The sequence below is a fragment of the Sphingobacterium sp. Mn56C genome (assembly GCF_049319645.1).
GTDB lineage: Bacteria > Bacteroidota > Bacteroidia > Sphingobacteriales > Sphingobacteriaceae > Sphingobacterium.
In genome coordinates this window covers 33,773-47,363 of the sequence record NZ_JBMOUC010000005.1, presented here as the reverse complement: position 1 = coordinate 47,363, position 13,591 = coordinate 33,773, and the positions used below count along the sequence as shown (strand labels likewise).

At 40.1% G+C, this 13,591-nt stretch carries 14 protein-coding genes; 9 read left to right on the top strand and 5 right to left on the bottom strand.

Going from position 1 to position 13,591, the window contains the following annotated elements:
- Window positions 1-29: 29 nt before the first annotated feature.
- Entirely contained in the window at window positions 30-2,141 is a 2,112-nt protein-coding gene (locus ACL9RF_RS13050) for a DNA topoisomerase 3 (protein ID WP_422801076.1), read from the top strand.
- Between the two features lie 8 nt (window positions 2,142-2,149).
- Window positions 2,150-2,842: a hypothetical protein gene (locus ACL9RF_RS13045; RefSeq protein WP_422801075.1), complete on the top strand. Its 693-nt coding sequence runs from the start codon at window positions 2,150-2,152 to the stop codon at window positions 2,840-2,842.
- 39 nt (window positions 2,843-2,881) lie between these two features.
- Here the strand turns inward: ACL9RF_RS13045 and dctA are convergent, their stop codons facing one another.
- Window positions 2,882-4,129, bottom strand: a complete 1,248-nt coding sequence (dctA, locus tag ACL9RF_RS13040) for a C4-dicarboxylate transporter DctA (protein WP_422801074.1) — start codon at window positions 4,127-4,129, stop codon at window positions 2,882-2,884.
- Window positions 4,130-4,356: 227 nt separating this feature from the next.
- Here dctA and ACL9RF_RS13035 point away from each other — a divergent pair, with 227 nt between their 5' ends.
- The 3 genes from ACL9RF_RS13035 to ACL9RF_RS13025 all read left to right on the top strand — a co-directional run bounded on the left by ACL9RF_RS13035 (window position 4,357) and on the right by ACL9RF_RS13025 (window position 6,700).
- Complete coding sequence (locus tag ACL9RF_RS13035) at window positions 4,357-5,340, top strand: hypothetical protein (RefSeq protein ID WP_422801073.1); 984 nt, start codon at window positions 4,357-4,359, stop codon at window positions 5,338-5,340.
- Window positions 5,341-5,434: 94 nt separating this feature from the next.
- Entirely contained in the window at window positions 5,435-5,872 is a 438-nt protein-coding gene (locus ACL9RF_RS13030; RefSeq protein ID WP_422801072.1) for an energy transducer TonB, read from the top strand.
- Between the two features lie 18 nt (window positions 5,873-5,890).
- Window positions 5,891-6,700, top strand: a complete 810-nt coding sequence (locus ACL9RF_RS13025; RefSeq protein WP_422801071.1) for a suppressor of fused domain protein — start codon at window positions 5,891-5,893, stop codon at window positions 6,698-6,700.
- A 93-nt stretch (window positions 6,701-6,793) separates the two neighbouring features.
- On the opposite strand, the gene ACL9RF_RS13020 is transcribed toward ACL9RF_RS13025, so the two are convergent.
- The 4 genes from ACL9RF_RS13020 to ACL9RF_RS13005 all read right to left on the bottom strand — a co-directional run bounded on the left by ACL9RF_RS13020 (window position 6,794) and on the right by ACL9RF_RS13005 (window position 11,734).
- A complete protein-coding gene (locus tag ACL9RF_RS13020) occupies window positions 6,794-7,567 on the bottom strand; it encodes a succinate dehydrogenase/fumarate reductase iron-sulfur subunit (RefSeq protein ID WP_422801070.1) in 774 nt (257 codons plus the stop codon).
- A gap of 43 nt (window positions 7,568-7,610) precedes the next feature.
- Window positions 7,611-9,545 (bottom strand): fumarate reductase/succinate dehydrogenase flavoprotein subunit, encoded by a 1,935-nt coding sequence (locus ACL9RF_RS13015; RefSeq protein WP_422801069.1) that lies wholly within the window; start codon window positions 9,543-9,545, stop codon window positions 7,611-7,613.
- A gap of 25 nt (window positions 9,546-9,570) precedes the next feature.
- A complete protein-coding gene (locus ACL9RF_RS13010; protein WP_422801068.1) occupies window positions 9,571-10,356 on the bottom strand; it encodes a succinate dehydrogenase cytochrome b subunit in 786 nt (261 codons plus the stop codon).
- A gap of 784 nt (window positions 10,357-11,140) precedes the next feature.
- A complete protein-coding gene (locus tag ACL9RF_RS13005) occupies window positions 11,141-11,734 on the bottom strand; it encodes a porin family protein (protein ID WP_422801067.1) in 594 nt (197 codons plus the stop codon).
- Window positions 11,735-11,822: 88 nt separating this feature from the next.
- On the opposite strand from ACL9RF_RS13005, the gene ACL9RF_RS13000 reads away from it, so the two are divergent.
- The 4 genes from ACL9RF_RS13000 to ACL9RF_RS12985 all read left to right on the top strand — a co-directional run bounded on the left by ACL9RF_RS13000 (window position 11,823) and on the right by ACL9RF_RS12985 (window position 13,571).
- Window positions 11,823-12,038, top strand: coding sequence for a hypothetical protein (locus ACL9RF_RS13000; protein WP_422801066.1), 216 nt, complete (start codon window positions 11,823-11,825; stop codon window positions 12,036-12,038).
- Window positions 12,038-12,385 (top strand): tRNA-binding protein, encoded by a 348-nt coding sequence (locus ACL9RF_RS12995; RefSeq protein WP_422801065.1) that lies wholly within the window; start codon window positions 12,038-12,040, stop codon window positions 12,383-12,385. Before ACL9RF_RS13000 ends, ACL9RF_RS12995 begins: the two co-directional genes overlap by 1 nt.
- Window position 12,386: 1 nt before the next feature.
- Window positions 12,387-12,860 carry a nucleoside deaminase gene (locus ACL9RF_RS12990; RefSeq protein ID WP_422801064.1) on the top strand — a complete coding sequence of 158 codons (474 nt, stop codon included), beginning with the start codon at window positions 12,387-12,389 and terminating at the stop codon, window positions 12,858-12,860.
- Between the two features lie 102 nt (window positions 12,861-12,962).
- On the top strand, window positions 12,963-13,571 hold the full coding sequence (locus ACL9RF_RS12985) for a superoxide dismutase (protein ID WP_422801063.1): 609 nt from the start codon (window positions 12,963-12,965) through the stop codon (window positions 13,569-13,571).
- Window positions 13,572-13,591 lie beyond the last annotated feature (20 nt).

Here is a 13,591-nt window from a genome sequence, read left to right as displayed (position 1 = left end):
CAGGCAGTAGGAAATTTTTATTTTAACGCATGAAATTAGTAATAGCAGAAAAACCTTCGGTTGCGAGAGATTTGGCACGTGTAATGGGAGCGAAGGAGGTAAAGGATGGTTATATGGAAGGCAACGGTTTCGCTTTTACCTTTGCCTTTGGGCATTTAGTGCAGTTGTGTACACCACAGGCTTATGGTTATACAAGTTGGTCGGTGGCTAATCTGCCTATAATTCCGGAAAAATTTAGTCTTGAGGTAAAAAAAGTCCGTAAAGATGGGAAGCAGGTAGACGATGGGGGTGCTCTGAAGCAGATTAATATTATCAAAGGCCTTATGGATAGAGCCGACGAGATTATTGTGGCAACAGATGCGGGACGTGAAGGGGAGCTTATCTTCCGTAATATTTATTATTATTTAGGCGCTAAATTACCGTTTAAACGACTATGGATTTCATCACAAACGGATAAAGCCATTAAAGAAGGTTTCGCCAATCTTAAAGAAGGCACCGAATACGATAGCCTTTATATGTCGGCACGATCGCGTTCCGAATCCGACTGGCTTATCGGTATTAACGCTACCCAAGCCATAACCTTAGCCGCAGGAAATAAGGGTTTGTTGTCTTTGGGGCGTGTTCAAACCCCGACTTTGGCGATGATATGTTCACGATACATCGAAAATAAAGACTTTAAGGCGCAGACATTTTATAAAATTCAGGCGAGTTTTGAAAAGGATAATATCAATTTTAAAGCTACCTCAGAAAGGATAGATAAAAAAGAAATTGCCGAAGAAGCACTGGCTAAAATTACAGTAGGTACTAATGCTAGAGTGGTGAAGGTGGAGGCTAAGGAAACAAAGGAGCCACCACCGTTATTGTTTGATTTAACTTCGTTGCAGCAGGATGCGAATAAAAAGTTTGGCTATTCTGCGGATCAAACGCTCAGTATTGCACAGACCTTGTACGAAAAGAAGGTTATTACCTACCCGCGTACGGGCTCTCGTTATATCGGCGAGGATGTTTTTGAAACTATAAACGATCTTTTTCAACACCTAGCAGATAACGCCGATGAAGGTATTGCAGCGATTGCCGGCAACCTTATTGGCGCGAAGCTGAATAAGCGTTCTGTAGATGATAAAAAAGTAACGGATCACCATGCCCTGTTGGTTACGGATGAAAAACCCGGACATATGCTTAAGGAGCAGCAAAATATCTACAATATGATCGCCAAGCGTATGGTAGAAAGTTTTTCTGAGCAATGTTTAAAGGATATTACTACCGTGGTTATTGATGCCCATAATGTAGAGCTTATAGCTAAAGGTACCGTTATAAAGCAGTATGGTTGGCGCTTATCGCCGGAGCAGATTGAAGCGCCTGATGAGGATAAAAATACCGATGATCAGGATAATGAAAATGCACAGTTACCCAAACTTACTGCTGAGGAGCTACTGCAAATTCTTTCCGTAGAATTGGCTGAACGTTTTACAAAGGCAAAACCGGTACATACCGAAGCCTCCTTATTGAAGGCCATGGAAACCTCGGGTAAGGAAATTGAAGACGAGGAGATGCGGCAAGCGATGAAAGATTGTGGTCTGGGTACACCGGCAACACGTGCCGCAACAATTGAAACCTTGTTTCAGCGCGAGTATATCAAAAGAGAAAAAAAGAAACTTATTCCTACAGAAAAGGGCTTAGCGGTTTTCAATTTGGTTAAAGATCGCTCTATCGCCAAGGTTACCCTTACTGGAAAGTGGGAACAGAAGCTGGAAGAGATGCGCGCCAATAAGGTGTCGTATGCTGTGTTTATGAAACATATTAAAGATTATACGGCCAAGATTACCAAAGAGTTGTTGCAATTGCGCATCGCATTGACTCCCGAAGAAATAAAACCTCAACAAAAGGGGAAAATCAAATGCCCGAAATGTGCTTCAGGAAATATTTTGTTGTACGAAAAGCTGGCGCAATGTGATCATTATGCCCGCGGATGTGATTTTAAAATCTGGCGTACTTTGAATGGGGTGTTTCTCGAAGAAAAGGAAATGAAAAATCTGCTCGAAAAGGGGAAAACCTCCGAACTAAAGGGCGTCAAAAATAAGGAAGGGCATTCCGTTAATGCAGCCTTGGTATTTCAAGATTTTAAGGTTAATATTGGTTAGTGCAAAGGATGGAGAAGCTATTTTTATTTAGTGGTTTAGGTGCCGATAAAAGAGTATACGCTCCACTTCTCCATCATTTAGGACTTAACGATGCCGCAGATGGATATCAAAAATTAACCGCTAGATTTGAATTCGTACACATAGAATGGCTACCACCAGGCGCTGCAGAAAGCCTATCGTGTTATGTGCAGCGCCTGGCAAACCATTATCAGATACCCAAAGAAGGCGCCAAAGTTATAGGCGTTTCTTTTGGTGGAATGTGCATCAGTGAGTTATCCAAAACATATAATTTCGGGAAGATTGTCTTAATATCATCGGCAAAAAACAAGTATGAGCTTCCCAAAAGTTTACCCTTATCTAAATTTTTCCCCCTACACCGGCTTATTCCCGATAGGTATTTCCTTCAGCCTACTATGCTGTTGAACTGGTTGTTTACCCTCGGTAGTACGGAGGAGAAGCAGTTGTTAGCGGAAATTGTGAAAGACAGCGACCCTAAATTTTTACGCTGGGCTATAAACTGTATTGTAAATTGGGATCATACAAGTATACCCCTAAATTGCATGCATATCCATGGCGATATGGATAGGGTTATCCCAATTCAGAATGTCGATTACTCGATAAAAATTGCCCGTGCGGGGCATTTTATGATACTTAACAAAGCTGCAGAAATAGCGTTTTCCGTAAAAAATTATCTCTATTAGGGAAAGCCCCTCATCAAATCAATAGCTCCTATTATTTTATTAGCCGACAACCTTTTTATAGGTTTCCATATCCAAAGATTTTTCTGATTTGGACATAATAAGGGTAGCTGATGCATTTCCAATTATGTTGGTTATTGCCCTCGCCTCACTCATAAATCGGTCTATACCAAAGACAATAGCGATAGACTCTACTGGAATATGCCCTACAATAGGTAAAGATGCTGCTAATATAATAAAACCACTACCCGTAACACCTGCGGCTCCATTGGAAGTAATGGTTAATACAAATACTAAAAATAGTTGCTCGCCTAACCCCATAGGTTGATTGATGGCCTGTGCCAGAAACACCGACGCCATGGTGAGGTATATCGCTGTACCATCTAGATTAAAAGAGTAGCCGGTAGGAATTACAAGCCGTACAACAGAACGGTTGCAGCCTGCTCGCTCTAACTTATCCATAATGGCGGGAAGTACCGATTCTGAGGATGAGGTGCCCAAAACAATCAATAGATCTTCTTTTATGTACAGTAAGAATCTCCATATACTCATATTATATCGCCACAATAAAAGGCCTATAAAAACAAATATATATAGCAGACAGGCTACATAAAACCAAAGCATCATTAGACCTAGGGATTTTAAAATATCGATACCAAACATTCCTATCGTAAAACCAATCGCCCCCATTGCACCAATTGGCGCTACCTTCATTATCATTTTTATGACGACGAAAATGCCATCCAAAAAAGATTGCATAACGACTTTTACGGGGTCAGCTCTGTGTCCTAGCTTTGAAAATGCCAAACCCAACAGCACAGCGAAGAATAATACCTGTAGAATATTGCCTTCCGCTAATGCACCAAATATATTGTTTGGAATAATGTCCAAAATAAAAGCAACGATTCCTTTATGTTGTTTGCCTGCTTCGATATAGCCATCGACCTGGGAGGTATCTAAGGTCTTTACATCTACATTCATGCCCGAACCTGGAGCAGCTAAATTGACCACGAGCAGCGCTATACCCATGGCGACGAAGGTGGTGAATTGAAAGTATAGCATAGATTTAACACCAATTTTCCCTACTTTCTTGACATCTTCCATCCCCGAAATTCCCAATACAATACTGCAGAAAATTAAGGGCGCAATAATCATTTTTATTAATTTTATAAACCCGTCGCCCAGGGGTTTTAATTGGATGCCTATCGCTGGGTATAGATGGCCTAATAAAATACCGATGAGGATAGCAAGGATAACCTGAAAATACAATAGTTTAAATAATCGTTTCATAAATGGTTTATTAAAGTTATGGTCCAATTGGAAGAGCTCCTTTAGCCACAACAGGTTTTTTGGTAAGTGAATGTCTTAAATATAAGATTGTTTAGGGCTAAATACCAAGTTATTAAAGATTTTTTTTCCCATAAAGCATTGCGGGATCCGTTCTTGCTCCGTCAGATTTTAGTCAAGAGCACATTCCATGGCGAATAAATCTGGTTAAACCCTTACATTTGCAAGCTATGGCAACAAAACTTTACAACCCCTTTCAGGCATTTACATTCGACAATAAAACTTGTTTTTTAACCGGGAAGGAATTACAATCTGTGGAAGAGAAAATACAGGTTTTCCCGGTATGGATGATGCGTGCTTTCGATTTAGAAGATAAACCTTTTAAAATGCTGGATGAAAGTATGTTGACTTATAAAAAGCTGCAGCTGCCCTGTTCTATGGAGGCAGCAATGGCTTTTGAAAAAGTGGAATCGGCCGTAGAACGTGCTATGCAGCAGGGCTATGCTGCAGTAAAACAGCTCGACGAGCAAATACTCTTTTATTGGGTAGCTAAAATATTATACGGTGTAGTATTTAATGAAATACAGGTAGGAATACGTCAATCGGTTTTATCGGGCGAGGAAATGAATTTCTCACAGGCACTGGTGCAGAAATTCCGCAATCTACATTATATGTTACAAGCGATTAGTGTGCCCATGGAGTTTGAGCATAAAAATCCATATAGCATCGCTGTATTTCCGGTCGATAATGCAGCGGAAACATTTATGTACCGCGACGAAATCAATACCTTAATTTTTTCGTTGCGTATGAACGATTTTGCTATTGTTGCTACTTTGCAGGATAATGGTACCCATGCAATTTATCATGAAGATGTGTTGAAGCAGGTAGCGGGGCATACCCTGCACCCGATTCAGTTTGAAGAAATCTGTGCGCGTTATTTTTATTCGGCCTATCTTTTTAATCGATTGCCAGAATATACGTATATGGAAACACCTCAAAAGGTATTTGTGGAGCCTATGCCTCTGAACGATTGGACATTGAAGCCCATATTCGATGACTGGCAGGTAAAAACTTATGGTCAGGTGCTCGAAAATTTTTGGAAGCCTTGGGGATATACCTTGTTTGAGATTATTAAGGATCCGCAGCGTCCAATGTCTTTTATAACAGACGAAAATGGAGACTTTAATGTAAATATTGAATTGCCTAAAGCATAATATTTTTATAAACATTCCGTATAGGCAAGATATTTGTTTGTATGCTAATCGGTATAAATGACGAATTGCATACAAACAAATTTGACCCTCGTATATGAGACTCTATTTTTACGTACTTACTTTCTTTTTGTGCACGACAAATCAAATTTCGGCACAAACCATTTCCCAAACTAACGTGGATACTACTGCGCAATTGAACGTCGATGTTGTCCCTCAATTTAAAGGTGGCGTTCGTGGTTGGCAGAAGTTTATAACCCAAAATATCGACCTTAGCCGTGCAGCCAATAATCTCGACAGTGCTGCTTATGTAAAATATGGCCTAAGGCAGGAGGCGCAGTTTGAATTTATGGTATGCCAAGATGGCGAGATCTGTGACATCAAACTTTTAAACGCCGATAAAATTAGTCCTGATTTTGCTAAGGAGGCCCTTCGCGTTATGCGTAGATCACCAAAGTGGACACCTGGATTAATCGATGGAAAGCCGGTGAGAACACGATTTAGGCAGGCTATTGTTGCGTTTTTTGATAATTAAACTATAAAATAATGGTATATGAGTTTTTGGGAAAAGGTAAAAAAAATTATTCAGTCGGGTGCGGAATTAGATAATGGGTCACCAGCAACACCAGCAACACCAGCAGCAGGTCCGGAAATAACAAATGGAGGGTCTACCGTGTATCGTTATGAAAACAACGAGGCTACGACGGAGGATAAGAACATATTGCCTGTAACTAGGAGTGAATATCTGCCGGAAATTGAACAACATATAGCCACTTATATAGGCAGTCCCGACCAGGTGTTTCATGAAATAGTATCGGAGTTCGTGCATATTGATGTGCACTGGGTAAAACCTTCCGCAAAATATCCGTATCATATTTTGATAACCTCGGGGATGAGTGACCTGCCCATGCATGTGCCGGAGGGTTTGGAAAATCCGAACGACTATGAGCGTGCCGAACTGATGGTACTATTGCCGGCAGATTGGAAAATATCGGAAGCAGATTTTCAAGACGACGACAACTATTGGCCGCTTTATTTTTTAAAGATGTTAGCGCGTTTTCCACATCAATATAAAACCTGGTTAGGGTATGGGCATACCATTCCGAATGGGCTGGACGCTGATCCTATTGCCAATACGAATTTTGGCTGTATGCTGCTGCTGCCACCGATGTTATCCATCGATAAAGACTTCTTAAGGTTACACACAAAAGATGGGAAGTTTATTAATTTTTATGCTTTAATTCCGATTTATAAGGATGAAATGGATTACAAATTGGAAGAGGGTACGGATGCCTTGTTGGATCGTTTTGACGCTACTGGCCTTACTGAGGTTATTGATATTTCTAGACCTTCAGTGTTATAGTTTTTGGAATAAAAGAGCCATTATTTAAGGTAATACTGGCCTAAAGAATAGGTAAAAAATAAAGCCTTTCCATTTCGGAAAGGCTTTATTTTTTTAGTTATGTACATCCTCCTGACGGAAGATTTTTGCAGTCAGATATTCTCGGTTTAAACGACCAATATTGGTAAGTTTAATTCCTACTGGACATTCAGCTTCACAAGCACCTGTATTGGTACAGTTACCAAAGCCTTCGGCATCCATTTGATCTACCATGGCTTGAGCACGCTCATAGCGTTCCGTTTGACCTTGCGGAAGTAAGGCAAATTGCGATACCTTTGCCGATACGAACAACATCGCTGATGCATTTTTACATGCTGCCACACATGCTCCACAACCAATACATGTTGCCGATTCGAAAGCCTCATCTGCAATACGTTTAGGAATAGGAATGGTATTGGCATCTGGCACACCACCCGTGTTTACATTTACGTAACCACCAGCCTGCTGAATACGGTCGAACGAGGTACGGTCTACTGCTAAATCTTTCAGCACAGGGAATGCTGCAGCACGCCATGGCTCAATAACAATAGTTTGTCCGTCGTGGAAACTACGCATATGCAACTGACAGGTTGTTGTGCCTTCCATTGGTCCGTGTGGGCGACCATTTATCACCAATGAACACATGCCACAGATACCTTCGCGACAGTCGTGATCGAAATATATAGGGTCTTCACCTTTACGTGTTAAATCTTCATTTACTACATCCAACATTTCTAAGAAAGACATGTCGTCGGCAATTTCCTTCGCTTGAATAGTAACGAATTGACCTTTTGATTTATCATTTTTTTGACGCCAAATTTTTAGCGTTAAATTCATGTGATTGCTCATATCTGTATATGATTTGGGTACTTAGATCTAGAATCTAACTAGCCTATTTATAACTTCTTTGTGTTAACTTAACGTTTTCGAATACCAATTCTTCTTTATGAAGTACTTCTGGCTGGCCTTCACCTTTGTATTCCCAAGCCGCAACGTAGGTGTAATTTTCGTCATCACGTTTTGCTTCACCCTCTTCAGTTTGAGACTCCAGACGGAAGTGACCACCACAAGACTCATTGCGGTTTAAGGCATCGTCTACCATTAATTCACCCAATTCCAAGAAATCTGCTACACGGCCAGCTTTTTCCAAAGACATGTTCATCTCTTCGTTTTCGCCCAACACTTTCGTGTTTGTCCAGAATTCTTTAATTAAGTCCTGAATAAGGCCCTTCGCTTTAGTAAGACCTTCTGCTGTACGCGCCATACCACAGTATTCCCACATAATAAGACCCAACTGTTTGTGGATATCATCTACCGTTTTTTCACCTTTTAAGCTTAGTAACTTATTGATGTTGTTCTCCACATTTTTGCGCGTTTCTTCAAATGCAGGATGGTTTTTGTCAACAGGAGCAAAGGTACCTAAATTAGCCAGGTAATCCCCTACTGTATACGGAATTACGAAGTAACCATCGGAAAGACCTTGCATCAATGCAGAAGCACCTAAACGGTTTGCACCATGATCCGAGAAGTTCGCTTCACCCAAAGCATATAATCCAGGTATTGTAGTCATTAAGTTATAATCTACCCATACACCACCCATTGTATAGTGTACTGCCGGGTAAATCCGCATCGGTTGTTTATACGGGTTTTCGTCTGTAATTTTAGCATACATGTCGAATAAGTTACCGTATTTTGCACGTACAGTATCTTCACCTAAACGCTGTATAGCATCTTTAAAGTCCAAGTAAACGGCAAAGCCTGTTTTACCTACACCACGACCATCATCAACAGCCTCTTTCGCATTACGCGAGGCCACATCACGTGGAACCAAGTTACCGAATGATGGATATTTACGTTCTAAGAAATAATCTCTGTCGTCTTCTTTAATGTCGTTTGCTGTAATTTCGCCTTTACGCAATCTTGCTGCAACCTCCTGTGATTTAGGAACCCAAACACGACCATCATTACGCAATGATTCAGACATTAACGTTAATTTCGATTGGTGGTCGCCCGTTACAGGAATACATGTAGGGTGGATCTGCGTGTAACAAGGATTCGCAAAGAAAGCGCCACGTTTATGTGCTCTCCATGCTGCCGTTACGTTACATCCCATAGCATTTGTTGATAAGAAAAATACGTTTCCGTACCCTCCAGTACACAACAATACGGCATGTCCTTCGTGCGATTCAATTTTTCCGGTTACTAAATCCCGTGTAATAATCCCTTTAGCCTGTCCATCAATTTTTACGATGTCCAACATCTCGTGGCGGGTATAAGATTGTACTTTTCCTTTTTGAATCTGACGGTTCAAAGCCGAGTAAGCACCTAATAATAATTGTTGCCCGGTTTGACCACGTGCGTAAAATGTACGGGATACCTGAGCACCACCGAACGAACGATTATCTAAAAGACCACCATACTCACGCGCAAATGGTACCCCCTGTGCCACACATTGGTCGATGATATTTACCGATACCTCAGCTAAACGGTAAACGTTAGCCTCACGAGCACGGTAATCTCCACCTTTGATGGTATCATAAAATAAACGGTAAACCGAGTCACCATCATTTTGGTAATTTTTTGCGGCATTGATACCCCCTTGTGCAGCGATAGAGTGTGCACGACGTGGAGAATCCTGGTAACAGAAAGTTTTTACATTATACCCTAGTTCGGCAAGGGAAGCCGCTGCCGAAGCACCTGCTAAACCCGTTCCTACAACTAGGATGGTAAATTTACGTTTGTTTGCTGGGTTCACCAGCTTCATATTGAATTTATGTTTGGACCATTTTTCGGCCAATGGGCCTGCAGGTACTTTTGAATCTAACATATCTTACGCTCTTTAAACTTCGGTACTAAAAACTTTTGAAATAAAAATATAAAGGCATAGCTGCAAATGCTATAGGGATAATAACCCCAAATACCCAAATACCTATTGATCTGATAATACCAATATATCTTCTGTGATTAAATCCTATTGTTTGGAATGCCGATTGGAAACCATGAATCAGGTGAAAGGCTAATGCTGCCATAGCAACAACATATAACAATACAATAAAAGGATTTTGGAAAGTATAAGCTACTTGCTTATAAAGGTCTTTTGTTTGAATGATTTCTAAGCCTTCATTCTCAATTTTCTTGTAACCATTGTAAGTCGCAGGGATGTCATCCGAAGCTACCGTTTGGCGGTTTTCAGTAAGTAAATCCGTCGTATACTCAATATATGGAGTAGATCCGAATTTGTACTGATACCAAAAGTTTTGCATGTGTGTAGCTAAGAATACTAAAATTACAGTACCCAAAATTCCCATGTTGCGCGAGTTCCATTTGCTGTTTACATTTCCGCTACCTTGATCGTAACCTACAGGCCTTGCCGCTTTGTTTTTCAGTGTTAATACCAATGCATACACCGCGTGGATGATAACAGAAGCATACAATAAATACGAAACGATTTTAATTGGTGCGAAATGCGTCATGAAATACGCATAATTGTTGAATGCATAGCCTTCGTCATTCTTAAACAACTGTAAGTTACCAATTAAGTGAACGATCAAGAACGTACATAAAAACAGTCCTGTTAAGCTCATGATTAGTTTCTTACCAATCGAAGAATTAAATAGTGGCTTTGATTTACTACTCATTATCCTTTAGATTTTAAAATTTTATTGCAAAAGTACCCATTCATTTATTAATTTGACTTTAAATCCATAAAAAACGTACAATTTAGAATTATTCTAAACCTTGGGCTCTACTGGGCCCTAGGTGCATTTTGTGGCCTTGTTAAGGCCTTGTATTATAGTCTATAATATGGCTTGTTTAAATTTTTAACCTTTCCTATACGTTTGGTAATTTCTTGAAAAAAAACCAATTAACAGTTGGCTGCTGCTGAGCTTATGTTGCCATCGTTTGCAGCTGGAAAGCGAATCCATAATTAGGAACAAGTTTATACGATACAGTTTGTGAATAGGCTGCATGGCAAATTCGGATAACTACCCGGTTAAAAGATGCGTTAGTGCTGTGTATATCGAATAAGGAGCAGTGGCATATCGTCGGGTTTGATATAGGGCACGCATACTTGCGGTATCCGTATCGATTTATAATCAGTTTAACTCATTCGTTGAAACCATAGGCCATTAGGCTTACTTAGCTTTAGGCTGGCTTCTTTTAATTGGGGCCGGGGCGGCCGCACGGTTATGGGGTAGAGCTGGTATTTTAATGGATGGATTGTTGCTGAAACCCTGCTGCTGTTGGCCTGTTTTTTTACTTAACAGTGAGCGGCGTGTCAGAATGCAAAATGGGCTATTTCTGTTTTCTAAAGCTGTCAAAAAAAAAGTGGTCTTTTACAATAAGATTTTTAATAGCAAAAGGCTGTATTTTAGCTTTTATAGTGCATAAAATACAGCCTTTTTTTATTCTATGTATTCCTTAGATTTTAAATAGGCGGTAACCTAAACCTATGCTCCACATATTAATTTTTTGACTCGTACCATTTCCTTTCGCCAAGTCGTTTAACCCAAGCTCATAGCGTAAATCTACACGAAGGCTGGATACATCCAAGCCCGCACCAAAAGCCCAGGCTGTCGAACTTTTTTTGTATTCAGAAAAGTGTAATAGATTTTCGACTTTAGTATTATATTTATCATTAACGATAAATGAAAAAACGGGACCTGTTTGTAAACGTGCTCCGACAGGGCCAAAGCCAAAACGTTTTCCTAATAATACAGGTACATCAATAGAGGTAAACTTTAAATCTTCTTGTGCGTTATCTATAGTTACAGAAGTGTTTTTTCCAGTAACATAAACTTCAGGTTGTACATGGAAACCTAAAATACCGATACGCGAGTATAAACCAGCCTGATAACCGGCCTTGCTGTCGGAACTGAAATATTTTCCGCTTTCGCGAAGTTTGGCATAATTAAGCGCACCTTTAACACCCAACTCGAACGATGGTAATATTTGAGCCTGTGTGGTTGTAATACCACCAATTACAAGTAGGAATGCGGGTAAAAACTTTTTCATATTTATTAATTTATGTAAATTTGTTAAGCATGTAATGGTAATAATTATTACTTGGGACCATAAAGATACACAATTTTAAGGCTAAATTATGAGTACAATCAAAATTAATGAACAGGATTGGGCGATTGCTAAGTTGAAATTGCTGCGAAAATACAATCACTTAAGTGATGCAGATTTGGACTATAAAAATGGACAGGAAGAGGAATTGATTGATCGTTTAGCAAAGCGCTTACATCGGGATCGAAATTATATTCTGTTTACCTTGTCGAAACAATTAACGGATGTAAAAAGTAATAGATTGTAATGATTGAAAAACAAGAAATAAGTTGGGCAGACTTTGAAAAGGTTGATTTACGCGTGGGAACGATTATTGCGGTCGAGGATTTTCCGGAAGCGCGTAAGCCTGCGTACCAGTTGACGATAGATTTTGGCGAATCAATTGGGCTGCGCAAATCTAGCGCACAGATTACGAAACATTATACCAAAGAAGAGCTGTTGGAAAAACAGATTGTTGCGGTGGTAAACTTCCCTAAAAAACAGATCGGAAAGTTTATGTCGGCTTGTTTGGTAACTGGTTTTGCCGACGATAATGGCGATATTGTTTTAACAGCGGTGGAAAGACCGGTGCCCAATGGGGCAAAATTGATGTAGCATGTTGGTATATACGTTTGATGATGAGCCAACAACGTCGGCAAATACCGATGTGTTTTTTATGAAAGAAGCTTTACGCCTCGCTAAAATAGCTTTTGATGAGAATGAGGTTCCTATTGGTGCCTTAATCGTATCACAAGGCAAAATTATTGGAAAGGGCTATAACTTAACCGAGCGGTTGAATGATGTGACTGCGCATGCGGAAATGCAGGCTTTTACGGCGGCAGCCAATTACTTGGGCGGTAAATACCTGAAAGACTGTACCCTTTATGTTACTGTAGAGCCTTGTGTTATGTGTGCTGGTGCTTCCTATTGGACACAGATTTCCCGTATTGTGTATGGTGCTAAGGATGTCAAGCGGGGGTACTCCGTTTTTCATGATCGTATTATACATCCTAAAACCGCTATCGTTGGTGGCGTGATGGAGGAGGAGAGCGCTCAATTGATGAAGGATTTTTTTAGAAATAAACGCTAATTTTTTCCACAAAATGGCAATAGTATGAAACTTTACGCATACAGATTTGTTATATTCGTATTGTTTTTACTGAAACACTAAAACATTAAAATATTAAAGATTATGGCATTTACATTAGAAGCATTACCGTACGCAAATGATGCGTTAGAACCTAATATTGACAAAGAAACTATGGAGATCCACCACGATCGCCACCACCAAGCTTATGTAGATAACTTAAATAAAGCGATTGCTGGTACGGACGCTGAAAATGCATCTCTGGAAGATATCCTAAAAAATATCAGTAAATACCCTGCTGCTGTTCGTAATAATGGCGGTGGTCACTATAACCACAAATTGTTTTGGACGATCTTAAGCCCTAATGGTGGGGGTAAGCCTACAGGCGAATTGGCTGAAGAAATTAATGCTACATTCGGTTCTTTTGAAGAGTTGAAGAAAAAACTTCAAGAGGCTGGTGCTACTCGTTTCGGATCGGGATGGTCTTGGTTAATTGTTGGTGCTGATGGTAAACTAGCGGTTACTTCGACGCCGAATCAGGATAACCCTTTAATGGATGTTGCCGAGGTAAAAGGTACGCCGATTTTAGGTATTGATGTATGGGAACATGCGTACTACTTAAAATATCAAAATAAGCGTCCAGCCTATTTAGATGCTATTTTTAATGCGATTAATTGGGAGGCTGTAGCACAAAATTATGCGGCAGCAAAATAATTAACCCGCTTATCATAAGG